Consider the following 21,041-nt stretch of genomic DNA (forward strand, 5'->3'; position numbering starts at 1 on the left):
ATGCCGGCATCGCGCAACGCCTCTGCATCACTGCGGGGGACGGTTGCGCGTGCATGGTCCCAGTTCCCGCACCACCTGGGCATAGTCCTCGTTCGCGATCCGCCGGTCCTCGGCCGTGCCGCTGATCACGCTGCGCGGCGGCAGAGCGGGGGGCAGGGCGCATGCCAGCCGATACCAGGCGAGCGTTTCGGGCTGGGGCGGCTGGGCCGACTGGTCGACGATCTCGGAAAAGCTCGCCCCCCAGACGGTGGGCTGCCCGGGGCGGCGCAGGATCGAAAGCGCGGCGGGCTTGCCGTCCTGCGTCGCCAGGAAGACCTGGGTCTCGCCTTCGCCGGCAAGGTTGCCCGGCACGTGCAGCGTCTCGCGCACCCCGGTGATCACGGGGGGCGGACCGGCCCCGACCAGTTCCGTCAGGATCGGGCGCAGCCGCGCTTCGAGCTCCGGCGTCCAGGCCAGCATCGCATCGGGGGCCACCAGCGTGATTTCGCCCGGGCGCCGCTCGACCGGATCGGCCAGCAGCAGCACGGGCAGCTTGCGCAGCTTGGGCACTTTGCCTCGCGCATCGCGTGGCACGTCCGCGAGGAATCGCAGGTTTTCGCCGATGTCGGGCCCGACCAGCAGCCCCGTGGTCCGCGCTTCGATATAGACCCGCACTTTGCCCGGCGCTGCCCCGGCTGCCAGCTCCGGCCGGATGGTGGAAACAGCTGTGATCACGGCTTTTGCGGCGATGGTGGCCGGCTGCGCCAGATCGACGAGATCGGCATAGCTTGGCGCCGGGCCGTCGAGCGGGCGAATCATTGCCTCCTCAGGCCTGGCCTGCAACGGCGCTGGGATGCTCGCGAACAGTATCAAGCTTGCGACAAATTTTCGCACAGGATGCGCGGATTTGGGCATATTCCTCCTTCCGGGCGGCGCTGCGCCGCAAAATTCCTAAGATTTCCTTGCGATTGCGGGATGCATCGCTGAATTTTGGCTTAACCGATAAAGCAATTGCGCCCTCAGGGGTTCGGCGTTAAAGCTCCCGGACGTTCGGGCAAAGAAAAAACCAAGCCCGAATTTTGCCGCCGCCGGGCCCTCTGCGTCCGATGTCGGCGGTCCGGGTTGTCGGCAGGGTGGAAGAAATCGCTGGATTGTCTCGTCGGCCGGAACGGTGATTCCGGGCGTCGGTCCTTTCTGGGCACGATAGGCGTTGTCTCATGGGGCGATGTGTCGGGCTTGGCCGGGACATTCAGGAGTAATGGAGCTGAATGGCATACGCTGACCAACAGATGAGCGGTAACAAGATCACCGCGCTCATCATCGTTGCTGTTCTTCATGTCGTCGTGGGGTATGCGCTGGTCACCGGCCTTGCCTACTCGGCGTTCAAGAAGATCAAGGAAGTGACCACCGCGGTAAAGATCGAGGAAGAAAAGCCGAAGGAGCCGCCGCCGCCGCCCCCAAAGCAGCCCGATACGCCGCCGCCGCCGATCGTTGCGCCGCCGCCGCCGATCAATCTGAATCTGGCTCCTCCGCCGATTCAGACGGTGACGACGCCGCCCCCTGTCGCGCCGCCGCCGGTCGCCGTCGTGCTGCCGCCTGCGCCGCCCGCACCCCCGCCGCCTCCGCCTCCGCCACCGCCGGTTCCCGGCATTCCGCGTGGCAATCCCAGCGATTGGGTGACGCCCAACGATTATCCGTCGCGTGCATTGCGTGAAGGTGCCACCGGCACTGTCGGCTTCCGTCTGGAATACGACGCCAGCGGCCGGCCGACCAACTGCTCCGTGACGCGTTCTTCGGGCAACCAGGAACTTGACAGCGCAACCTGTCAGAACCTGATGCGCCGTGCGCGGTTCAAGCCGGGCACGCAGAATGGCCAGCCAGTTGGCAGCACCTACAGCAGTTCGGTGCGCTGGCAGATCCCGAAGGACTAGTATTCGTCGTCCGGCGGGACCAGCCAACGTCCCCTTACAGCTTTCTTGCGCACAGCAATTTGCACTTGCTATCGAATTCTTGAGAGGAAGACCCGAATGTTTATCCAGACGCTTGCCGCTGCTGCGGCCAATGCCGCGCCGCAGAACAAGTTCGGCTTCGTGGAAGCCCTGCAGGCCGGCGGTTTCATTTCGTACGCCACGGTGACCATCCTGGGCATCATGTCGTTCGGCTCGTTCTTCATCCTGTTCACGAAGCTCTTCGAACAGTCGAAGATCATGAACCAGCACAAGACCCTGGCCAACTTCTGGCGCGCGCCGACGCTGCGCGAAGGCGCTGCCAAGCTGGAAAAGAACAGCGCCTGGCGCCAGATCGTCGATGACGGCATCGCCGCCGAAGACCAGCACGCCAAGATGACCGACGCGCTCGAAGCCCATGACTGGCTGCACGGTTCGCTCGCCCGTTCGGAAGCTGGCATCAATGCCAAGCTTGCCGGCGGCCTGCCGTTCCTCGCCACCGTGGGCGCCACCGCGCCGTTCATCGGTCTGTTCGGGACCGTGGTCGGCATCTACCGCGCGCTGATCGCTATCGGTCTGGCCGGTTCGGCCTCGATCGACAAGGTCGCCGGCCCGGTCGGCGAGGCTCTGATCATGACCGCGCTCGGTCTGCTCGTGGCCGTGCCGGCAGTGCTTGCCTACAACTGGCTGCAGTCGCGCAACAAGAAGATCGCCGAACTGCTCCAGGGCTTTTCGACCGATGTTCTGGCCAACATCACGTCGAAGGGCGCTGTCAAGCCTGCCGTCGGCCCGGCTCCGGCCGCCAAGCCGGCCACGCCGGCTGCCGCTCCGGTCAAGAAGTAAGCTGTCACCACAAGGGCCGGCGGCATCCCGCTGCCGGTCTTGTCCGCAGAACGCGGGTCATGGCCAGGGTCGCTTTTCAACCCGTACCCTGGCCCCTCCCGCGGCTTCAATCGGATAGGATGTAACCAATGGCAATGTCTGTAGGCGGCGCTGGCGGAGAAGAACGCCCGATGTCGGACATCAACACCACGCCGCTCGTGGACGTGATGCTGGTGCTGCTGATCATCTTCCTCATCGCGGTCCCGGTCGCGATCCAGACCATCGAGAAGCTCAAGGTCCCTGTCCTTCCCTCGGAAGAAACCCAGGACAAGGTCGAAAACCTGCTGCTCGCCGTGGTCACGACCGACGAGAACGGCCGCAGCCCGCGCGAACCGGGCTATCAGGGCTCGAGCCGCAACGGCGAATGCCGCGTCTATTTCAACAACGTGGCACCGGTGGACAATACCGAGCTGTACAAGCAGGCTTTCGAGCGCCTCGACGCGATCGTGAAGCGTGAAGGCGGCGCGGCGAACATGGATCCGGAAAAGATCCCCGAAGTGCATATCCGTGGCGACGTCAACGTGCCGTGGAAGTGCATTGCCGGGGCGATCTACAACGTGCAGTCCGCGGGCTATCCCAAGGTCGGCTTCATTTCCACTCCGGTCGATCCCAACGGCTGATACCGTGGCGATCGTCCTGGACGCGCCCCTCGCGGCGCACATGGCGAACAGGAGTAACACCCCATGGCAATGAGCGGCGGCAAGGACGATGGCTCGCCGATGATGGAAATGAACACGACGCCGTTGATCGACGTCATGCTCGTGCTCCTCATCATGTTCATCATCACCATCCCCGTGGCCACGCACTCGGTCAACGTGAACCTGCCGCAGGCGACCCCGCCTACGAACCAGCCGGTGATCGACCCCGTGAAGAACAAGCTGATCCTGACTCAGGCCAATCAGATCCTCTGGAATGGTTCGCCCATTACCGAAGGCAATCTGATCTCGCTGCTTCAGGCAACCAAGGCCTATAACCCGGAACCGGAACTGCAATTCCAGCCGGAAGCCTATGCCAGCTATGAAACGGCCAACCGACTGCTGAAGGACATCACCGCGGCCAAGGTGACCAAGTTCGGCTTCGTCGGTAACGAAAACTACGCCACTTTCGGCAAGGCGGAGTAAGGCTTTCAAGCCCGTATCACCGGCGGCCACGCCGGGAACCACGATAAAGGGGGCGGAGCGATCCGCTCCCTTTAATCGTATCTCGGCATGAGGTGTCAGAAACCGCCGGTTGTGGCGGTGCGCGGCACCGGCAGGCGTACCGGGCGTTCTTCGCCGCGCAGAATGCGACCCGCCCGCTGCACCGCCCGCACCAGCCGCGGCTGCACGCCGCAGCGGCAGACATGGGGCAGCGCGGCGGCAATGTCGGCTTCGGTCGGATCGGCATTACGGGCCAGCAGCGCGGCCGCCGCCATGACCAGCCCCGGCGTGCAGAACCCGCACTGGATCGCCTGCTCGACGGCAAACGCCTGTTGCACCGGGTGATTGCGATCGGGCGAAAGGCCTTCGATCGTCGTCACGCTGCGCCCTTCGGCTTCGCCCAGCAAAAGCGTGCAGCTGGGCAGGGCCTGGCCATCGACAATCACCGTGCAGGCCCCGCATTCGCCCGTACCGCAGCCATATTTGGTGCCGGTGAGATTGACTGCATCGCGCAGCGCCCAGAGCAGCGGCGTGTCATCGGGCAGGCGGATATCGAGCGGCTGCGCATTGAGCGTGAGGCTGGCCATCCCCCAGGCTTTAGGCGCCGGTGCGAAGCCTGGTCAATCCCGCGCCGCCAGGGCCAGCAGCAGCGCATCGACAACCCCACCGGCGCTGGCCCCCTCGGGCAGATCGTTGACCAGCACGGCGAAAGTCAGCTTGCGCCCGTCCTTCGCTGGAAAAAAGCCGGCAAGCGCCTGGGTGCCCATCAGCGTACCGGTCTTGGCCCGCAGTTGCCCTTCCAGCACTGTTCCGCGCAGGCGGTTTCGCAAGGTGCCGGTCTGCCCGGCCACCGGGAAACCGGCAATCCACAATGGCCCCCATGGCTGTGCCTGCCCCCAGCGCAGCAGCGCCACCAGCGCGCGGGGGGTGACCCGGTTGTAGGTCGACATGCCCGATCCGTCATATAGGCTGACGCTGCCGGGGGGCAGGCCAAGCGGGGCAAGTACCGCGGCGCGGGCGGCAATGCCCTGGGCCACCGTTCCGGCGGGTGTCAGCCGCCGCAGCAGCAGTTCGGCATGAAGGTTCTGGCTCTCGCGCAACATCAGCGCCACGTCATCGGCCAGCGGCGGCGGCACGAGGCGGGCCAGCGGCACGGCTTCGGGCAAAGGTGCCGCATTGCTGCGATGGCGGGCCTGCGCCGCGCCTTGTACGGTCACGCCGCGTGCCGTCAGCAGATCGCGAAAAACAGCCGCAGCACGCGCTGCGGGATCGGCCACGGCAAGCGGCACCTGCCAGGTGGCACCTGCCGCAACGACGCCGCCCAACTGCCAGGCATCGCTTGCGGGCAGGGCCGTGCGGGTGATCGCCGCCGGGCCCGATCCTGCGCTCGTGACCGTCCCGGTCACAGCAATGCCGGGCGGTGCCGCGATCCTTGCCGGCATTCCTTCGCCACGGCCCATGATCTCAACGGCCGCTACATTGTCGTCCAGCGTCAGCGCGGAAACGGCCGTGCCCGAAACCGTCGTCATGTTGTCCCAGCTCATGCCCGAAGGCCAGCGCTCGTCGGCCATGGCGCTGTCGTCGCCGATCACGCTGCCGATCCGCCGCGCATGCGCCGCGACGGCATCGGCCAGCGTGGCAAGGCAATCCACCGCGCAATCGCGCGCGGCCGAGAGGCGCGCATCGCCATGGCCGCGCAGCACCACGTCGGGAAGCGCGGCCGGGCCTTCCAGGCTGACGCTGGCGCCACCGACGCTATCCGGCTGATCGGTGGCTGGCAACAGCGCGAGCGCCGCCGCGGTGGTGAACAGCTTGGTGGTCGAGGCTGGCACCATGCGTGCGTCGGCATCGCGCCGGGCCACGATGGCGCCGTTTTCGTCGATCACCAGCAGCCCGATGCGCGCACCGCCCGGCAGGCGCGCCAGCGCCGCGTCGAGCGCGGCATCGGCCATGCTCCGCCCTCGTGCCACTGGTGCCGAGCACAGCAGCACCAGCGCCAGGCCGAGGCGTGCGGCGCGGATCAACGCCCTGCCCGCCCCGCCAGCGGCCGGGCAGGGCGGAAAACGTTTTCCCCCATTTTCCACGCCGCTTGTGCTTCCGGCCGATGTTCCGGGCCATTGATGGTTTGCACGTCGGGGGCCACTCCTTTAAGCCGGAACGGCAACCGGCCGCACGGGTGAATCCGTTCCTAACCGTGCCTTGCCGGGCCTTCAAGCGCTCGGCCGATGGCCGGAAATCGAGAGAGAAAGCCGCGTGTCCACAGGTCCCCATCGCGTCGTCTTTGCCAACGAAAAGGGCGGCACCGGAAAATCCACCACGGCCGTGCACGTGGCCGTCGCCATGGCCTATCAAGGAGCGCGGGTGGCCGCGATCGATCTCGACAATCGCCAGGCCACGCTGCACCGCTACCTCCAGAATCGCGACGAGACCGCGCGCCGGCGCCAGATCCCGCTGCCCAATGCCACGCACGTGGTGTTCAACGAGACTACGACCGACGCGCTCGATGCCCTGGTGGCCGATCTTTCGCAGGATCACGATTTCCTGATTTTCGATACGCCGGGGCGCGACGATCCGCTGGCCCGCCATGTGGCGACCGGGGCCGATACCCTGGTCACGCCGCTTAACGACAGCTTCGTCGATTTCGACCTGATCGGCCAGGTCGATGCCGAAACCTTCCGTGTGCGGCGGCTTTCGTTCTATGCCGAATTGATCTGGGAAGCCCGCAAGAAACGAGCCTTGGCAACGATCCGCGATGCCCGGCGCGAGATGGACTGGGTGGTGGTACGCAATCGCACCCAGCACGTGGAAGCGCGCAACCAGCGGCGCATCGATCAGGCCCTCAACGAACTGTCGAAGCGCGTGGGTTTTCGCATTTCCAGCGGCCTGTCGGAACGCGTGATCTATCGCGAGCTGTTTCCCAGCGGGCTGACCTTGCTGGACAAGGGCCATCTGGGCGAACTGGGCACCAGCCACCTGGTGGCCCGCCAGGAACTGCGCACGCTGGTGGCCGGGCTAAATCTTCCGCTGCCGGCCGGCCGCGCCACCCAGGCCGCGCCTTTGGTCGACGTGGCATGATCAAGCTGCTGCTGCTGGCCGCGCTGGTGTGCGTCGCGGTCAAGCTGCTGACGCGGCGCTGGCCCTGGGAAATGGGGCCCTGGGAAATGGGGCCCTGGGAAATGGGGCCCTGGGAAATGGGGCCTTGGAAACTGGGCGGGCAAGACGCACGTTCTCTTGCCGAAACGCGGGCGCGCAATCTTCTTGGCGTAGGGGCCGATGCCGGGCGCGAACAGATCATCGAGGCGCACCGCCGCCTGCTGGGTATGGTTCACCCCGATCGCGGCGGCAGCAACGAGGCGGTGCACGAAGCCAATGCCGCCCGTGATCTCCTGCTGGCCCGTCTGGTCGACCGGCGTTGAAGCGATGCCGAAAGAATCGATGCCGGACGGATCGATGACGGGCGAACTGTGGACATGAGCCACAGCTTCGATCCCGCGATATTGCGCGAATACGATGTGCGCGGGGTGTTCGGGCAAAGCCTGGGCGCCGAGGATGCCCGGGCGATCGGCCGCACGTTTGGCACGCGCGTCGGGCGGCAGGGTCCTGGCGCCGTGGCGGTGGGAATGGATGGACGGGTCAGTTCGCCCATTCTCGAACATGCGCTGGTCGAAGGGCTGGTGTCGAGCGGCGTGGATGTGATCCGCACAGGGCTGGGGCCAACGCCGATGCTCTATTTCGCCGCTTTGACGTTGCCCGGCGTCGTCGCGGGCATTCAGATCACCGGCAGCCACAACCCGGCCCATCACAACGGTTTCAAGCTGATGCTGGATGGCCAGCCGTTTTTTGGCGAAGCGATCACGGATCTCGGCCGCCAGGCGGCAGCGGGCGACTGGGCAAGCGGCACGGGCACGATACGCAGTGCCTTGGTGATCGATGCCTATGTCGAGCGCCTGCTTGAGGGCCTCAAGGGGATCGATCGTGGCGCGCTTGCCGATCTGGCCATGGCCTGGGACGCGGGCAATGGCGCCGCAGGCCCGGTGCTCGAGCGGCTGGTGGCGCGCCTGCCCGGGCGCCATGAACTGCTGTTCTCGAAAGTGGACGGGACCTTTCCCAATCATCACCCCGATCCCACAGTCGAGGAAAACCTTGCCGATCTGCGCCGCGCGGTGCGCGAGGGCGGGCTGGATTTCGGCGTGGCGTTCGATGGCGATGCCGATCGCATCGGCGCGGTCGATGCGCAAGGGCGCGTGATCTGGGCCGATCAGATCATGATGATCCTGGCGCAGGATCTGCTGCCGCGCCGCCCCGGCGCGCTGGTGCTGGGCGACATCAAGACCGGGCGGGCGCTGTTCGACAGCGTGCGGGCGCTGGGCGGCGAGGCGCAGATCTGGAAATCGGGCCATTCGCACATGAAGACCCGTCTGCGCGAAACCGGCGCGCTGCTGGCAGGCGAAATGAGCGGCCATGTCTTTATTGCCGACGAATGGTATGGCTTCGACGACGGCATCTTTGCAGCAATCCGTCTGATCGCGGCAACCGTGCGGCTCGGCCGCTCGATCACCGAATTGTGCGGCGCCATGCCCGCAACCCATGCCACGCCCGAATTGCGCTTTGCGGTGGACGAGGCGCGCAAGTTTGCCGCCGTGGACGAAGTGAAAGCCAGGCTGGCCGCCGCATCGGCCGATATGGTCACGATCGATGGCGTCAGAGTGACCACGCCCGATGGCTGGTGGCTGCTGCGCGCCTCGCACACGCAGGCCGCGCTGGTGGCGCGGGCGGAAAGCGATAGCGAAGAGGGCCTCGCCCGGCTCGTCGCGCAGATCGACGCGCAACTGGCGCTGTCGGGGCTGGCGCGCGGGGGCCGTTCCATTACCGCCCGTTAAGCCCTGCGCGCGCGTTATGCCGCGTGTAGACCTGGCGTCGGTGGCTTCCTATCTTCACGCCATGGCCATGGTCCCGTCCGAAATCGAAAGCTGGTTTGCCGGGCGAGGCTGGCGCGTGCGGGGCCACCAGGCCGCGATGCTCGAGGCTGGCGATGCCGGGCAACATGCACTGCTGGTGGCCGATACGGGCGCGGGCAAGACCCTGGCAGGCTTTCTGCCCACGCTCGCCGCGTTCTGCTCCTCGCGGCTGGATGGGGCGCCGCCGCCCGAGGGATTGCACACGCTCTATATCTCGCCGCTGAAAGCGCTGGCCCATGATGTGCAGCGCAATCTGCTGACGCCGGTTGCCGAAATGGGCCTTGGCCTGCGCGTGGAAACCCGCAGCGGCGACACCCCCTCGGATCGCAAGGCGCGGCAGCGGGCAAAACCGCCGCACGTTCTGCTGACCACGCCTGAATCGCTGTCGCTGCTGCTGTCCTATCCCGAGGCGGCGGAGATTTTCGGCGGGCTGCAACGCGTGGTAATCGACGAGATTCACGCCTTTGCCACGGGCAAGCGGGGAGATCTGCTGGCCTTGGCGCTGGGGCGCCTTCAGGCGATCAGCCCGGGCCTGCAACGCGCCGCGCTGTCGGCTACGGTGGCCGAGCCCGAAGCTTTCCGCGCCTGGTTGGCGCCCTGGGGCGAGATCGACGGCGTTCGGCTGGTCGAAGGGGAAGCGGGCGCGCCGCCGGAGGTCGAAATCCTGCTGCCGCGCGAAGAGCGCGTGCCCTGGGGCGGCCATGCCGCTGCCTGGGCCGTGCCGCAACTGATCGAGATGATCCGCGCCAACCGCGTGACGCTGGTGTTCACCAACACGCGCTTTCTGGCCGAATACATCTTTCAGCTGCTGTGGGATGCCAACGACGGGAACCTGCCGATCGGCATTCACCACGGCTCGCTTTCGGCCGAAGCGCGGCGCAAGGTGGAAGCGGCGATGGCGCGGGGGGAACTGCGGGCGCTGGTGTGTACGGCCAGTCTCGATCTTGGGGTGGACTGGGGCGATATCGATCTGGTCGTGCAGATGGGCGCGCCGAAAGGCTCTTCGCGCCTGTTGCAGCGGATCGGGCGCGCCAACCACCGGCTGGATCAGCCCAGCCGCGCCGTGCTCGTGCCGGGCAACCGCTTCGAATATGTCGAGGCGATGGCCGCGCGCGACGCGGTGAACGAGGGCCAGCGCGATGGCGAGGATTTCCGCCCGGGCGGGCTCGACGTGCTGGCGCAGCACGTGATGGGCTGCGCCTGTGCCGGGCCGTTCGACCAGGCCGCGCTTTTGGCGCAAGTGCGATCGACCCAACCCTATGCCTGGGTGGACGAAGCCGCGTTTGCCCGCGTGCTCGATTTCGTGGCGACGGGCGGATACAGCTTGCGCGCCTATGACCGCTTTGCCCGCATCGTGCGGGATCGCCACGGCGTCTGGCGCCTGGCTCATCCCGAACAGGCTGCACGGCACCGGATGAATGCCGGGATTATCGTCGATTCCGAAATGCTCGAAGTGCGTTTCCGCAACGGGCGCTCGCTGGGCAAAGTGGAAGAGCATTTTGGCGCGCAATTGAGCCCGGGCGACACGTTCCGCTTTGCCGGGCTGGATCTGGAAGTGGAAGGGGTCCGCGATCTGGAACTGGTGGTGCGGGCGGCGAAAAAAGCCGGGCAGATCCCGAGCTATGGCGGCGCGCGCATGCCACTTACCACCCATCTTTCCACCCGCGTGCAGGCGATGCTGGCCAACCGCAGCACCTGGGCGCGCTTTCCCGACGATGTGCGCGAGTGGCTGGAAATGCAGGATTGGCGCAGCCGCCTGCCTGCCCCGGGCGAACTGCTGGTGGAAAGCTTTCCCTACCAGGGCCGCGCCTATAGCGTGTTCTACACGTTCGAAGGGTGGAACGCCAACCAGTCGCTGGGCATGCTGATCACCCGGCGGATGGACGCGCTCGGGCTGGGGCCGCTTGGTTTCGTGGCCAACGATTATGCTCTGGCGGTATGGAGCCTGCGCCCGATCCGCGATCCCGCGCCCTTGCTTTCGCCCGATATCCTGACTCACGAATTCGTCGAATGGGTGCAGAATTCGCACCTGTTGCGCCGCGCGTTCCGCGAAGTGGCGGTGATTTCCGGGCTGGTGGAGCGGCAGCATCCCGGCAAGCGCAAAAGCGGCAAGCAGGTCACTTTTTCGACCGATCTGATCTATGAGGTGCTGTGCAAGTACGAGCCCGATCACGTACTGATCGAAGCGGCCTGGGCCGACGCGCGGGCGCGGATGACCGACGTGGGCCGGCTGGCCGACCTGCTCGATCGTTCGGCGGCGCAACTCGTGCATGTCGAGCTGGAGCGAGTGACGCCGCTGGCGGTGCCGGTGCTGGTGATCATTGGCCGGGAAAGCCTGCCGGCAGGCGCTGCCGACGACGAACTGGTGCTGGAGGCCGAAAGCCTGGGCGGGTTGGCGATGCGGCTCGACGCGGCGTTCTGAACAAGGAAGGCGCGTGACACGAAAAAAGCCGGAAGTGTGCCCTTCCGGCCTTTTCGTCAGCTTGGCCTTTTCGTTAGCTTGGTTAGCCGATCAGCCCTTGAGCACTTCGGCCAGGGTTTCGCCCAGCAGGCTTGGCGAGGGGGAGACGCGGATGCCCGCGGCTTCCATCGCGGCGATCTTGCTTTCCGCATCGCCCTTGCCGCCCGAGACGATCGCCCCGGCGTGGCCCATGCGGCGGCCCGGAGGCGCCGATCGGCCGGCGATGAAGCCGGCCATCGGCTTCTTGCGGCCGCGCTTGGCTTCGTCGATCAGGAACTGCGCGGCCTGTTCTTCCGCGTCGCCGCCGATTTCGCCGATCATGATGATCGACTTGGTGTCCTCGTCGGCGAGGAACAGCTCGAGCACGTCGATGAAGTTGGTGCCGTTGACCGGGTCGCCGCCGATGCCGACAGCCGTGGTCTGCCCCAGGCCGATGTTCGAGGTCTGGAACACAGCTTCATAGGTGAGGGTGCCCGAGCGCGAGACCACTCCGACCGAGCCCTTCTTGAAGATCGAACCCGGCATGATGCCGATCTTGCATTCGTCGGGCGTCAGCACGCCGGGGCAGTTGGGGCCGATCAGGCGCGACTTGCTGCCCTGCAGCGCCCGCTTCACGCGGACCATGTCGAGCACGGGAATGCCTTCGGTGATGCAGACGATCAGTTCCATCTGCGCATCGATCGCTTCGAGAATCGAGTCCGCGGCAAATGGCGGCGGAACGTAGATGCACGAGGCGGTTGCGCCGGTGGCGTGCCTGGCTTCGGCCACGGTGTTGAAATTGGGCAGGCCGATATGCGTGGTGCCACCCTTGCCCGGGGTGACGCCGCCGACCATCTGCGTACCATAGGCCAAAGCCTGTTCCGTGTGGAACGTGCCGGTGGCGCCGGTCATGCCCTGGGTGATGACCTTGGTGTTCTTGTTGACCAGAATGCTCATGGATCAGGCGACCTTCTGCACTTCGGCGACGATCTTCTTGGCAGCATCGCCAAGGTCGTTGGCCGGAACGATGGGGAGACCGGAATTGGCGAGAATGTCCTTGCCCGCCTGCACGTTGGTGCCTTCGAGGCGCACGACGAGCGGAACCTGAAGGTTCACTTCCTTGGCCGCGGCAACGATACCTTCGGCGATGATGTCGCACTTCATGATGCCGCCGAAGATGTTGACCAGAATGCCTTTCACTGCCGGATCGGACAGGATCAGCTTGAACGCGGCCGTGACCTTTTCCTTGTTGGCGCCACCGCCCACGTCGAGGAAGTTGGCCGGGAACATGCCGTTCAGCTTGATGATGTCCATCGTGGCCATGGCGAGGCCCGCGCCGTTGACCATGCAGCCGATATCGCCATCGAGCTTGATATAGGCGAGATCGTACTTGCTGGCTTCGATTTCGGCCGGGTCTTCCTCGGTTTCATCACGCAGTGCAACAACGTCCGGGTGACGGTACAGCGCGTTGGAATCGAAGCTCATCTTGGTATCGAGAACCAGCAGCTTGGCGGCCCCGGAAGAATCCGGCTTGGTTTCGACCAGCGGGTTGATTTCGAGCATGTCGCAATCGAGCGCGACAAAGGCGGTGTAGAGCTGCTGGGCGATCTTGGCGGCCTGCTTGTTGAGGTCGCCCGACAGGCCCAGGGCAAAGCCTACGGCGCGGCCGTGGTGCGGCATGAAACCCTGCGCCGGATCGATCGTGATCGTGGCGATCTTTTCGGGAGTCGCGTGGGCGACTTCCTCGATGTCCATCCCGCCTTCGGTCGAGACGATCAGGGCAACGCGGCCGGTACCACGGTCGACGACCAGTGACAGGTAATATTCCTTTGCAATATCAACCCCATCAGTCACATACAGGCGGTTGACCTGCTTGCCTGCTTCGCCGGTCTGCACAGTGACGAGAGTGTTGCCGAGCATCTCTTTGGCAAAGGTTTCAACGTCCTCGACGCTTTTGGCCAGGCGCACGCCGCCCTTGGCATCGGCCGGCAGTTCCTTGAACTTGCCCTTGCCACGGCCACCGGCGTGGATCTGCGCCTTGACGACATAGAGCGGGCCGGGCAGTTGCCTGGCGGCCGCCACCGCTTCTTCGACGGTGAGCGCGGCAATGCCGGCGGGAATGCCGACCCCAAATTTCGCGAGCAGTTCCTTGGCCTGATATTCGTGGACGTTCATACAGGATCCCCGCTTACCTATGAGTGAAGGGATGGCGTAGCGCCGTGATTTCCGCGCTGCCATAAGCACAGGTCTTCGCAGTTGCAAAGAGATTCAGCGGGCGGTTAACCGCGCCCTTGCGGGAACGCGGGCCGGTGCCGTCGGGCCGCGCCCCCCTTGCCAATCGGCAGGCACGCGCCCAAGGCTGACAGGCGCATGATCGATCCCGTCATCTTTGCATCCATCGTCGAAAGAGCTGCAGCCGAAGCGCTCGCGCTGTGGCCGGGGCACGGGCACAAGCCCAAGGTGTGGGAGAAGAGCCCCGATAACCTGGTGTGCGATGCCGACATTGCGGTCGATGCCTATTTGCGCGATGCGTTGGGTGCCCTGGTGCCCGATGCCGGCTGGCTGTCGGAGGAAACCGCCGATGATCCTGCCCGGCTGGCGCGCGGCCTGTGCTGGGTGGTCGATCCCGTCGACGGTACGCGCGATTTCGTGCGCGGGCGACGGGGGTGGGCGGTGTCGGTTGCGCTGGTGGAGACGGGGCGCCCGATCCTGGCCATGCTGGCAGCGCCGGCGCGGGGCGAGGTCTGGCTGGCGCGGGCCGGACAGGGCGCGACCCGCAACGGCCTGCCGCTGGCGGCCAGCCAGCGCACCGCCTTGCGCGGCGCGCGGGTGCCGACGGATCATGTGCCGGCAGCGGACATGGACCTGGTCATGGTGGCCAAGCCCAATTCGATCGCGCTGCGCATGGCCATGGTGGCCGCGGCCGAGGCCGACCTGCTTGCCACGTGGCGGTGGGGCTATGAATGGGACATTGCCGCAGCCGCCCTGATCGCGCAGGAGGCCGGCGCGACCGTGACCGACGCCCGTGGCACGGACCTGCTGTTCAACAAGCCCGACCCGCGCAGTTTCGGCGTGCTGGTCAGCGCCCCGGCCATCCATGCCGAAGCGCGCGCGCGGGTGAGCCCCGGACGATCGCGAACCGCGCGGCGCTGAGCGTCCGGTCTTTCACCGGCCCCTCGCGGATCCTCAGGCGGGGGCAAAATCCTCGGTATCGATCGTGTGCAGGATGGCACCGGCATAGCGATGGCCGGCGACGGTCTGCTGGTTGATCAGCGCGTCGATTTCGGCCGTGAGGTCAGCGGGAATGGCCCAGTCCCAGCGGGCGATGTTTTCTTCCAGGTGGGCGATCTTGCCCGTGCCGGGAATGGCCACGATATGCTCGCCCTTGCCCAGCACCCATGCCAGCGAAAGCTGCGCCGGCGTGACGCCTTCGCGCGCGGCGATCGCGTTGAAGCCGTCGACCAGGGCAAGGTTGCGCGGCCAGTTTTCGCCTGAGAAACGGGGCATCATCTTGCGGATGTCGCCGTCGGGCAGCGCCCCGGGATCGCGCACGCCGTTGGCGAGCACGCCGCGCGCCACCGGGGAAAAGGCCACGAAGGTGGTGCCGAGCTGCCGGCAGGCCTCGATCACCGCGATCTCGCCCTGCCGCGTCCAGGGGGAATACTCGGTCTGCATAGCGGCGATGGGATGAACGGCCGCGGCACGCCGCAGCGTCTCGGCCGACATTTCAGAAAGGCCGATGGCGCCGATCTTTCCTTCCCTGACGAGATCGGCCATGGCCCCGACCGACTCCTCGATCGGCACTGCAAAATCGCGGCGGTGCAGGTAATAGAGATCGATGTGGTCGGTCTGCAGCAGCTTCAGCGAGGTTTCCAGCTCGGCTCGGATCGTCGCGGGATGGCAATCGACGCCGCGCTTCTCGCCACTGGCGAAAATGCCCATCTTGCTGGCCAGAAAGACCTTGTCGCGCTTGCCCTTGAGCGCTTGGCCCACCAGCGTCTCGTTGTGGCCAAGGCCATAAAGACGCGCGGTATCGAAATGATCGTAGCCGATGTCGATCGCGCGGTGCAGCAGGGCGAGGCCCTCTCCGTCGCTCGGGCGGCCGCCATAAGCCCAGCTGAGCGACATGCAGCCTAGACCGACCGGATTGACCATGCGCCCGGCAAGCGCGCGGCGGGTGACTTGCGAAACGGTGGACATGACCGGATAATCTCCTCGTTCGGGCGCGGCATGCCAGCCCGCGCCGCACTGCGTCAACCGTCTCGACAGACAGCAGAAAGGGCGCCCCCCTTGCAAGGGGGGCCCTTTGAACGTTCCGGCAAAAGCCCTTGCTGCGATTACTGGCCGCGGGCGCGGGCCACGTCGTCCTGGGTCACCGGCACGATCTTGATTTCCACGCGGCGGTTGGCGGCGCGGCCTTCCTCGGTGGCGTTGGAGGCGATCGGGCGGGTCTTGCCGAACCCTTGCGCGCGGATACGTGCCGGGGCCACCCCGCGCGAGGCGAGATAATCGGACACCGCCTGCGCGCGGTTCTGCGAGAGCGTCATGTTATAGCCGTCCGAGCCGGTCGAATCGGTGTGCCCGTAAACGTCGATCAGCGAGTTGGGATATTGCACCAGCGACTGTGCCACGCGATCGAGCGTATCGCGAAAGGCGGGCTTGATCAGCGTGCTGTCTGTATCGAACGTCACGCCGTTGGGCAGATTGACCAGGATCGCCTGGCCATTGTCGGTGGGCGTCACTTCCACGCCCGAACCGGCGGTGTTCTCGCGCAGCTGCTTGATCTGCTTGTCCATGGTATAGCCCACGGCCGCCCCGGCGATGCCGCCGATGCCGGCGCCGATGATGCGCCCGGTGCCGCCACCGATCAGGCCGCCCAGCAGCAGGCCGCCCAGTGTGCCGGCGCCGGCGCCGATGGCCGTGCGGGAAACTTTTTTCTGCCCGGTGTTGGGATCGGTGACGCAGGCCGACAGGCTGACGAGCGACACAGCGCACATGCTGGAGACGAACACCCGAGTGAGCTTCATGGCAAATTCCCCTTATGCATTCACGGCCCGGCCGTGTCGCCGGCTGCGTTGCCGGCGCTGTTGACTGCCGGGCATACCGACACGATCGGTAATCCGAACACGGCCAATACACCAGGCCCGCCTGAATGGTTCCCGAATGGCCGGGCCGCCCGGCGGCCGTTGCAAAGTCTTCGCGGCGCCGTGCAAATCTGCTAGTGGCCAGGGCGTGACCCCTTTTCCGTGGCCAGAAGCGCTCGTCATCCTGGGCCTTGTCGTGCTCAACGGCCTGTTTTCCATGTCGGAACTGGCCATCGTATCGGCACGGCCGGCCCGCCTTAGAGTGCTGGCCGAAAGCGGCAGCGGTGGTGCCCGGGTGGCGCTGGAACTGGCGGCGGATCCCGGAAAATTTTTGTCGACCGTGCAGATCGGGATCACGCTGGTCGGCATCGTGGCCGGCGCCTATTCGGGATCGAGCCTGGGCGGCCCGGTGGGAGAGCGGCTGGCCGTGCTGGGCGTGCCGCCGGCTTATGCCGGGGAAGCCGGATTTGCCGTGGTCATCGCGCTGACGACCTATCTGAGCCTGGTTGTGGGCGAACTGGTGCCCAAGCAACTGGCGCTGAACGCGGCCGAGCCGATCGCGGTGGTGGCGGCGCGGCCGATGGTGGTGATGGCGCGGATGACCGCACCGTTTGTCTGGGCGCTCAACCGCTCGTCGATGATGATCATGCGGGTGCTGGGCCTGGGCAAGGGCGGCGATCAGGAAGTGACTGCCGAAGAACTGCAGATGATTTTTGCCGAAGCGACCCGTTCCGGCGTGATCGAGGAGGAAGAGCGCGCGTTGATGGCCAGCGTGATGCGCCTTGCCGAACGCCCCGTGCGCGAAGTGATGACGCCGCGGACCGAACTGCACTGGATCGAACAGGATGCCCAGCCTGCCGAGCTCGACGCGGCGATCGAGGACAGCCCCCATTCGCTGCTGCTGGTAGCCGACGGTTCGGTCGATCGCATCGTCGGCGTGGTCAAAGTGCGCGACGTGCTGGCAGCGCGGCTGCGCGGGGTGGAACCGGCGCTTGGCACTTTGATGAAGAAGCCGGGCATCGTCCCCGACCGGCTGGATACCATGGATGCATTGCGGGTGATCCAGCAGGCCGAAGTGGCACTCGCGCTGGTGCACGACGAATATGGCCACCTCGAAGGCATCGTCACCCCGGCCGATCTGCTTTCCGCCATTGCCGGCAGTTTCGTGGCCCATGGCGACGAAGGGGACGGGCCGATGATCACCGAGCGCGAGGATGGCTCGCTGCTGATCGCCGGCGCGCTGCCGGCCGATGCCATGGCCGACCGGCTGGGCATCGATCTGCCCGAAGATCGCGATTATGCCACCGCGGCCGGTTTTGCCCTTTCCGTGCTGCGCAAGCTGCCCATCGAAGGCGAGCATTTCACCGAGCAGGGCTGGCGCTTCGAAGTGGTCGACATGGACGGGCGCAAGATCGACAAGCTGCTGGTGCAGCGCGCCAAGGCCGCCGCGCCGCCCGCCGAACTCGACGGTTGATCACAACAGGCCGAAGCGCTCCAGATCGGCTTCCAGCGCGGCCGCGCCCCCGGCGAAGTGATGCGTGTGCCAGCCAAGGCTTTGCGCGGTGGCGATATTGGCGGCATTGTCGTCGATGAACAGCATCTGTTCGGGGGCATGGCCGAACCGGCGGGCGGCGAGCCGGAAAATGGCGGGATCGGGCTTGATCAGCCTTTCGTGGCCGGACACGACGATGTCGCGGAAATGATCGAGCACCGGAAAAGTCGGGCGAAAGCGCGCCCAGGCATCGGTGCCGAAATTGGTGATCGCATATTGCGGCACGGCGCGCGCGTCCAGCCGCCGGACCAGGTCATGCGTGCCGGCAACGGGGCCAGGCAGGCTGTCCAGCCAGTGGCTGGCATAACGGGCGATCAGCGCGGCATGCTGGGGAAACTGCGCACTGCGCGCGGCCACCATCTCCGCCCAGGAAACGCCGGCATCGTGCTGGGCATGCCATTCCTCGCTTACCACATCGGCCACGAAGCGGGCCCGTTCCTGCGGATCGGGAATGGCCTCGCTGTAGAGCAGCGCGAGATCCCATTCCACGAGCACGCGCCCGACATCCCAGACGACGATGACTGGCCGGACGGTGGCTGGTCGCACGATGGCTGATTTGACAGGCGAAGAGTTCATCGCAGGACCATCAGAGCAGGGGCCGAGCCATTGCACGCCGGCGCTCGAACGAGTCAGCCCGCTCCCCGGCCCAGGAGTCCGCCGTCGCGGGTACCTGGCCGGGAAGCGGGCTGGAAACGGCATCGCAGCCTTGCCGCGCGGCAAGAAGCCGGGCGGGGTTAGGCGCCCGGGCAGATCAGCCCTGGCGCGCCTTGAAACGACGCTGGGTCTTGTTGATCACATAAGTCCGGCCACGGCGGCGGATCACGCGGTTGTCGCGGTGACGGTCCTTGAGCGACTTCAGGCTGTTGCGAATCTTCATGGCTATTCCTTTTGCCCGAATCCGACCGGGCGCGAAACTGAAGGTGGGCGGTTAGTGGCCCACCTTCCGAAAGTCAACTGGAGGCGCAGGCGGCGGCATGCAGGGTTCAGCGCCCGTCGTTCCGGATTTCGCCCAGCTTGCGTTCCCAGGCCAGGGCATGGGCGATGATCGTGTCGAGATCGGCATGGCGCGGCACCCAGGGCAGGGTGGCCTTGATCCGCGCGTTGGCCGAAATCAGCGAATCCGGATCGCCGGCGCGGCGGCCCTGCAGAACCCGCTCGATCTTCCTGTTGGTCACGCGGTCCACCGCGTCGAGCACTTCGAGCACGGAAAAGCCGCGGCCATAGCCGCAATTCATCGTCAGCGAGCGCTCGGGCTGCGCGATCAGCGCGGCGAGCGCCAGGACATGCGCCTCGGCCAGATCGGACACGTGAATGTAGTCGCGCACCCCGGTGCCATCGGGCGTATCGTAATCGGTGCCGAAAACGCCCACGCTGTCGCGCTTGCCCAGCGCGGCTTCGACCGCGACCTTGATCAGATGCGTCGCCCCGGCGGTCGATTGCCCGGTGCGCGCCTGCGGATCGGCCCCGGCGACGTTGAAATAGCGCAGCGCGCAGAAATTGAACGGATGCGCACGTGCGGTATCGGCCAGCATGATCTCGCTCATCAGCTTGGACATGCCATAGGGATTGATCGGTTCCCTTGGGCTGTCTTCGGTGACGGGGGAAACCTTGGGAATGCCGTATGTGGCGGCGGTCGACGAAAAGATGAAATGCCTGACCCCGCCGGCCACCGCCGCCGCGATCAGGCTGCGCGTCTTGGCGGTGTTGTTATGATAGTATTTCAGCGGGTTTTCGACCGATTCCGGCACGATGATCGAGCCGGCGAAGTGCATGATCGCGCCGATGCCCCGTTCGGCAAAGATGCGCGCCAGAAGCTCGGCATCGGCAATGTCGCCTTGGTAGAACGGCACGTCGTCGGGCACGGCAAAGCGGAAGCCGGTGACGAGATTGTCGATCACCGCCACCGGCCAGCCGGCATCCTTGAGCGCCAAAACCGCATGGCTGCCGATATAACCTGCGCCACCGGTGACGAGAACGGGAACTGGGGACATTGCTGCGAATCACCTTTGTAGACGCCTGTTCGCACTAGCAGCATGGCCGATTGCGGGCATGGTTCAAAATCATTTGCCTCTGGGCCGACGAGGCCGCCGTCCGCGCCGCGCTTGCAGGGTTTGACGCGCCGGGCCGTTAAAGACGTGATGCGGTTCAGCCGCGCGACAGCCGCCGGGTGGCAGTGCAGCGATCTTACCCTGGGGGATTTCTTTCATGCTTCGCCATGGTTTTCGCGCTTTTGCCCCGCTGACCCTGGCGGCATCGATATTGGGTGCAACGATATTGGCCGCGCCGCAAGCGGGCCTTGCGCAGTCCTGGCGCGGCTGGGACGGCGTCGGCCCGGGCTCCGTTGGCGGCTGGGGTGGTGGGCCGGCGAGTGGCTGGGATGGGCAGGCCGGCCCCCGCGGCGGCACATCGGCCGAACCTTCGAGCCGGATCGAGGTGAGCGCCTGGCGCAGCGCCGACGCCTTGCCGCTGCTCGGCAAGGGCCGGATCATGATGACGGGCCTTGATCCTTCGGCCGACGATCTGGAAAACGGCGCCGACACGCCCCTGCCGGGCAAGCAGCCCATCTATGAAGCCGCGGTTATCGATGCACTGGTTGCGCATGGTTACGACACGCAGACGGCGCGCGATGTGACTCAGATCGCGCAAGTCGCCATCAGCCACCAGGTGGTCGTGCCCGAGGAACCGAAGCGGTCGCCTGTCAGCGGCGCGATGAGCACGACCGTCAGCAACCGCGGTTCGGCCGTATCGATGGCCCTGGCACTCGATTTCACCAAGCCGGCAAAAGCCATCGTCTCCACCCGCATGGACGTGCGCATCCGCGACAAGCCGAGCGGCCGTGTGTTGTGGGAAGGGCATGCCGAAGGCCTGGCGCGCCAGGGGGAGGGCGGCCTGGACGATGGCAGAATGGTCGCGCGTCTGGCCAAGGCGTTGTTCGCCCGATTTCCGGAGGGCCAGGTTGTCGCGGCCGATGCGGGTGGGCCCGGTGCCGTGCTGGCGGCGCGGCCTTGAGCCCGTTTGCTGGCATGCCTATCTAGCTGAAGCGATCCGCGCGTGGCGGGCA

Annotated in this window: 21 protein-coding genes; 11 read left to right on the top strand and 10 right to left on the bottom strand. The window is 66.1% G+C overall.

Annotation, left to right across the window (positions count from 1 at the left end):
- Positions 1-27 precede the first annotated feature (27 nt).
- On the bottom strand, positions 28-798 hold the full coding sequence (locus AC3EDY_RS04305) for a hypothetical protein (RefSeq protein WP_488571247.1): 771 nt from the start codon (positions 796-798) through the stop codon (positions 28-30).
- 449 nt (positions 799-1,247) lie between these two features.
- Between AC3EDY_RS04305 and AC3EDY_RS04310 the strand changes: the two genes are divergently transcribed.
- The 4 genes from AC3EDY_RS04310 to AC3EDY_RS04325 all read left to right on the top strand — a co-directional run bounded on the left by AC3EDY_RS04310 (position 1,248) and on the right by AC3EDY_RS04325 (position 3,928).
- A complete protein-coding gene (locus AC3EDY_RS04310; RefSeq protein ID WP_488571248.1) occupies positions 1,248-1,910 on the top strand; it encodes an energy transducer TonB in 663 nt (220 codons plus the stop codon).
- Positions 1,911-2,006: 96 nt separating this feature from the next.
- On the top strand, positions 2,007-2,768 hold the full coding sequence (locus tag AC3EDY_RS04315) for a MotA/TolQ/ExbB proton channel family protein (protein WP_488571249.1): 762 nt from the start codon (positions 2,007-2,009) through the stop codon (positions 2,766-2,768).
- 128 nt (positions 2,769-2,896) lie between these two features.
- On the top strand, positions 2,897-3,427 hold the full coding sequence (locus AC3EDY_RS04320) for an ExbD/TolR family protein (protein ID WP_488571250.1): 531 nt from the start codon (positions 2,897-2,899) through the stop codon (positions 3,425-3,427).
- A 63-nt stretch (positions 3,428-3,490) separates the two neighbouring features.
- Positions 3,491-3,928 (top strand): ExbD/TolR family protein, encoded by a 438-nt coding sequence (locus AC3EDY_RS04325; RefSeq protein WP_488571251.1) that lies wholly within the window; start codon positions 3,491-3,493, stop codon positions 3,926-3,928.
- A gap of 95 nt (positions 3,929-4,023) precedes the next feature.
- Here AC3EDY_RS04325 and AC3EDY_RS04330 read toward each other — a convergent pair whose 3' ends face one another.
- Both AC3EDY_RS04330 and dacB read right to left on the bottom strand, forming a co-directional pair.
- Positions 4,024-4,533, bottom strand: coding sequence for a (2Fe-2S)-binding protein (locus AC3EDY_RS04330; protein WP_488571252.1), 510 nt, complete (start codon positions 4,531-4,533; stop codon positions 4,024-4,026).
- A gap of 33 nt (positions 4,534-4,566) precedes the next feature.
- Positions 4,567-5,970 (bottom strand): D-alanyl-D-alanine carboxypeptidase/D-alanyl-D-alanine endopeptidase, encoded by a 1,404-nt coding sequence (dacB, locus tag AC3EDY_RS04335; RefSeq protein WP_488571253.1) that lies wholly within the window; start codon positions 5,968-5,970, stop codon positions 4,567-4,569.
- A gap of 229 nt (positions 5,971-6,199) precedes the next feature.
- Here dacB and AC3EDY_RS04340 point away from each other — a divergent pair, with 229 nt between their 5' ends.
- From AC3EDY_RS04340 to AC3EDY_RS04355, 4 genes are all read left to right on the top strand, one after another.
- Positions 6,200-7,021 (top strand): division plane positioning ATPase MipZ, encoded by an 822-nt coding sequence (locus AC3EDY_RS04340; RefSeq protein ID WP_488571254.1) that lies wholly within the window; start codon positions 6,200-6,202, stop codon positions 7,019-7,021.
- Positions 7,018-7,362 (top strand): J domain-containing protein, encoded by a 345-nt coding sequence (locus tag AC3EDY_RS04345; RefSeq protein ID WP_488571255.1) that lies wholly within the window; start codon positions 7,018-7,020, stop codon positions 7,360-7,362. The genes AC3EDY_RS04340 and AC3EDY_RS04345 overlap by 4 nt, the downstream gene beginning before the upstream one ends.
- Before the next feature lie 54 nt (positions 7,363-7,416).
- Positions 7,417-8,826, top strand: a complete 1,410-nt coding sequence (gene pgmG / locus AC3EDY_RS04350) for a phosphoglucomutase/phosphomannomutase PgmG (protein ID WP_488571256.1) — start codon at positions 7,417-7,419, stop codon at positions 8,824-8,826.
- Positions 8,827-8,887: 61 nt separating this feature from the next.
- Positions 8,888-11,326 (top strand): ligase-associated DNA damage response DEXH box helicase, encoded by a 2,439-nt coding sequence (locus AC3EDY_RS04355; protein WP_488571546.1) that lies wholly within the window; start codon positions 8,888-8,890, stop codon positions 11,324-11,326.
- 90 nt (positions 11,327-11,416) lie between these two features.
- Here the strand turns inward: AC3EDY_RS04355 and sucD are convergent, their stop codons facing one another.
- Positions 11,417-12,301, bottom strand: coding sequence for a succinate--CoA ligase subunit alpha (gene sucD, locus AC3EDY_RS04360; RefSeq protein WP_488571257.1), 885 nt, complete (start codon positions 12,299-12,301; stop codon positions 11,417-11,419).
- A gap of 3 nt (positions 12,302-12,304) precedes the next feature.
- A complete protein-coding gene (gene sucC, locus AC3EDY_RS04365) occupies positions 12,305-13,519 on the bottom strand; it encodes an ADP-forming succinate--CoA ligase subunit beta (protein ID WP_488571258.1) in 1,215 nt (404 codons plus the stop codon).
- A gap of 195 nt (positions 13,520-13,714) precedes the next feature.
- Between sucC and AC3EDY_RS04370 the strand changes: the two genes are divergently transcribed.
- Positions 13,715-14,497: a 3'(2'),5'-bisphosphate nucleotidase CysQ gene (locus AC3EDY_RS04370; RefSeq protein ID WP_488571259.1), complete on the top strand. Its 783-nt coding sequence runs from the start codon at positions 13,715-13,717 to the stop codon at positions 14,495-14,497.
- A 33-nt stretch (positions 14,498-14,530) separates the two neighbouring features.
- Here the strand turns inward: AC3EDY_RS04370 and AC3EDY_RS04375 are convergent, their stop codons facing one another.
- Complete coding sequence (locus AC3EDY_RS04375; RefSeq protein WP_488571260.1) at positions 14,531-15,544, bottom strand: aldo/keto reductase; 1,014 nt, start codon at positions 15,542-15,544, stop codon at positions 14,531-14,533.
- Positions 15,545-15,681: 137 nt separating this feature from the next.
- Entirely contained in the window at positions 15,682-16,371 is a 690-nt protein-coding gene (locus AC3EDY_RS04380) for a YiaD family glycine zipper/OmpA-like lipoprotein (protein WP_488571261.1), read from the bottom strand.
- A 205-nt stretch (positions 16,372-16,576) separates the two neighbouring features.
- On the opposite strand from AC3EDY_RS04380, the gene AC3EDY_RS04385 reads away from it, so the two are divergent.
- Complete coding sequence (locus AC3EDY_RS04385; RefSeq protein ID WP_488571262.1) at positions 16,577-17,902, top strand: hemolysin family protein; 1,326 nt, start codon at positions 16,577-16,579, stop codon at positions 17,900-17,902.
- Here the strand turns inward: AC3EDY_RS04385 and AC3EDY_RS04390 are convergent, their stop codons facing one another.
- The 3 genes from AC3EDY_RS04390 to galE all read right to left on the bottom strand — a co-directional run bounded on the left by AC3EDY_RS04390 (position 17,903) and on the right by galE (position 19,971).
- Entirely contained in the window at positions 17,903-18,556 is a 654-nt protein-coding gene (locus AC3EDY_RS04390; protein WP_488571263.1) for an HAD family hydrolase, read from the bottom strand.
- 175 nt (positions 18,557-18,731) lie between these two features.
- Complete coding sequence (ykgO, locus tag AC3EDY_RS04395) at positions 18,732-18,857, bottom strand: type B 50S ribosomal protein L36 (RefSeq protein WP_008069451.1); 126 nt, start codon at positions 18,855-18,857, stop codon at positions 18,732-18,734.
- A 106-nt stretch (positions 18,858-18,963) separates the two neighbouring features.
- Positions 18,964-19,971, bottom strand: coding sequence for a UDP-glucose 4-epimerase GalE (gene galE, locus AC3EDY_RS04400; protein WP_488571264.1), 1,008 nt, complete (start codon positions 19,969-19,971; stop codon positions 18,964-18,966).
- Between the two features lie 214 nt (positions 19,972-20,185).
- Between galE and AC3EDY_RS04405 the strand changes: the two genes are divergently transcribed.
- Positions 20,186-20,989 (top strand): DUF4136 domain-containing protein, encoded by an 804-nt coding sequence (locus tag AC3EDY_RS04405; RefSeq protein ID WP_488571265.1) that lies wholly within the window; start codon positions 20,186-20,188, stop codon positions 20,987-20,989.
- Positions 20,990-21,041 lie beyond the last annotated feature (52 nt).

Source organism: Novosphingobium sp. DS6-6, assembly GCF_057784975.1.

Excerpts from the sequence above, each read along its gene's own strand:
- AC3EDY_RS04305 (WP_488571247.1), bottom strand. The coding sequence starts at position 798 with ATGATTCGCCCGCTCGACGGCCCGGCGCCAAGCTATGCCGATCTCGTC.
- AC3EDY_RS04310 (WP_488571248.1), top strand. The coding sequence starts at position 1,248 with ATGGCATACGCTGACCAACAGATGAGCGGTAACAAGATCACCGCGCTC.
- AC3EDY_RS04315 (WP_488571249.1), top strand. The coding sequence starts at position 2,007 with ATGTTTATCCAGACGCTTGCCGCTGCTGCGGCCAATGCCGCGCCGCAG.
- AC3EDY_RS04320 (WP_488571250.1), top strand. The coding sequence starts at position 2,897 with ATGGCAATGTCTGTAGGCGGCGCTGGCGGAGAAGAACGCCCGATGTCG.
- AC3EDY_RS04325 (WP_488571251.1), top strand. The coding sequence starts at position 3,491 with ATGGCAATGAGCGGCGGCAAGGACGATGGCTCGCCGATGATGGAAATG.
- AC3EDY_RS04330 (WP_488571252.1), bottom strand. The coding sequence starts at position 4,533 with ATGGCCAGCCTCACGCTCAATGCGCAGCCGCTCGATATCCGCCTGCCC.
- AC3EDY_RS04345 (WP_488571255.1), top strand. The coding sequence starts at position 7,018 with ATGATCAAGCTGCTGCTGCTGGCCGCGCTGGTGTGCGTCGCGGTCAAG.
- pgmG (WP_488571256.1), top strand. The coding sequence starts at position 7,417 with ATGAGCCACAGCTTCGATCCCGCGATATTGCGCGAATACGATGTGCGC.
- AC3EDY_RS04355 (WP_488571546.1), top strand. The coding sequence starts at position 8,888 with ATGGCCATGGTCCCGTCCGAAATCGAAAGCTGGTTTGCCGGGCGAGGC.
- sucD (WP_488571257.1), bottom strand. The coding sequence starts at position 12,301 with ATGAGCATTCTGGTCAACAAGAACACCAAGGTCATCACCCAGGGCATG.
- sucC (WP_488571258.1), bottom strand. The coding sequence starts at position 13,519 with ATGAACGTCCACGAATATCAGGCCAAGGAACTGCTCGCGAAATTTGGG.
- AC3EDY_RS04370 (WP_488571259.1), top strand. The coding sequence starts at position 13,715 with ATGATCGATCCCGTCATCTTTGCATCCATCGTCGAAAGAGCTGCAGCC.
- AC3EDY_RS04375 (WP_488571260.1), bottom strand. The coding sequence starts at position 15,544 with ATGTCCACCGTTTCGCAAGTCACCCGCCGCGCGCTTGCCGGGCGCATG.
- AC3EDY_RS04380 (WP_488571261.1), bottom strand. The coding sequence starts at position 16,371 with ATGAAGCTCACTCGGGTGTTCGTCTCCAGCATGTGCGCTGTGTCGCTC.
- AC3EDY_RS04390 (WP_488571263.1), bottom strand. The coding sequence starts at position 18,556 with ATGAACTCTTCGCCTGTCAAATCAGCCATCGTGCGACCAGCCACCGTC.
- ykgO (WP_008069451.1), bottom strand. The coding sequence starts at position 18,857 with ATGAAGATTCGCAACAGCCTGAAGTCGCTCAAGGACCGTCACCGCGAC.
- galE (WP_488571264.1), bottom strand. The coding sequence starts at position 19,971 with ATGTCCCCAGTTCCCGTTCTCGTCACCGGTGGCGCAGGTTATATCGGC.
- AC3EDY_RS04405 (WP_488571265.1), top strand. The coding sequence starts at position 20,186 with ATGCTTCGCCATGGTTTTCGCGCTTTTGCCCCGCTGACCCTGGCGGCA.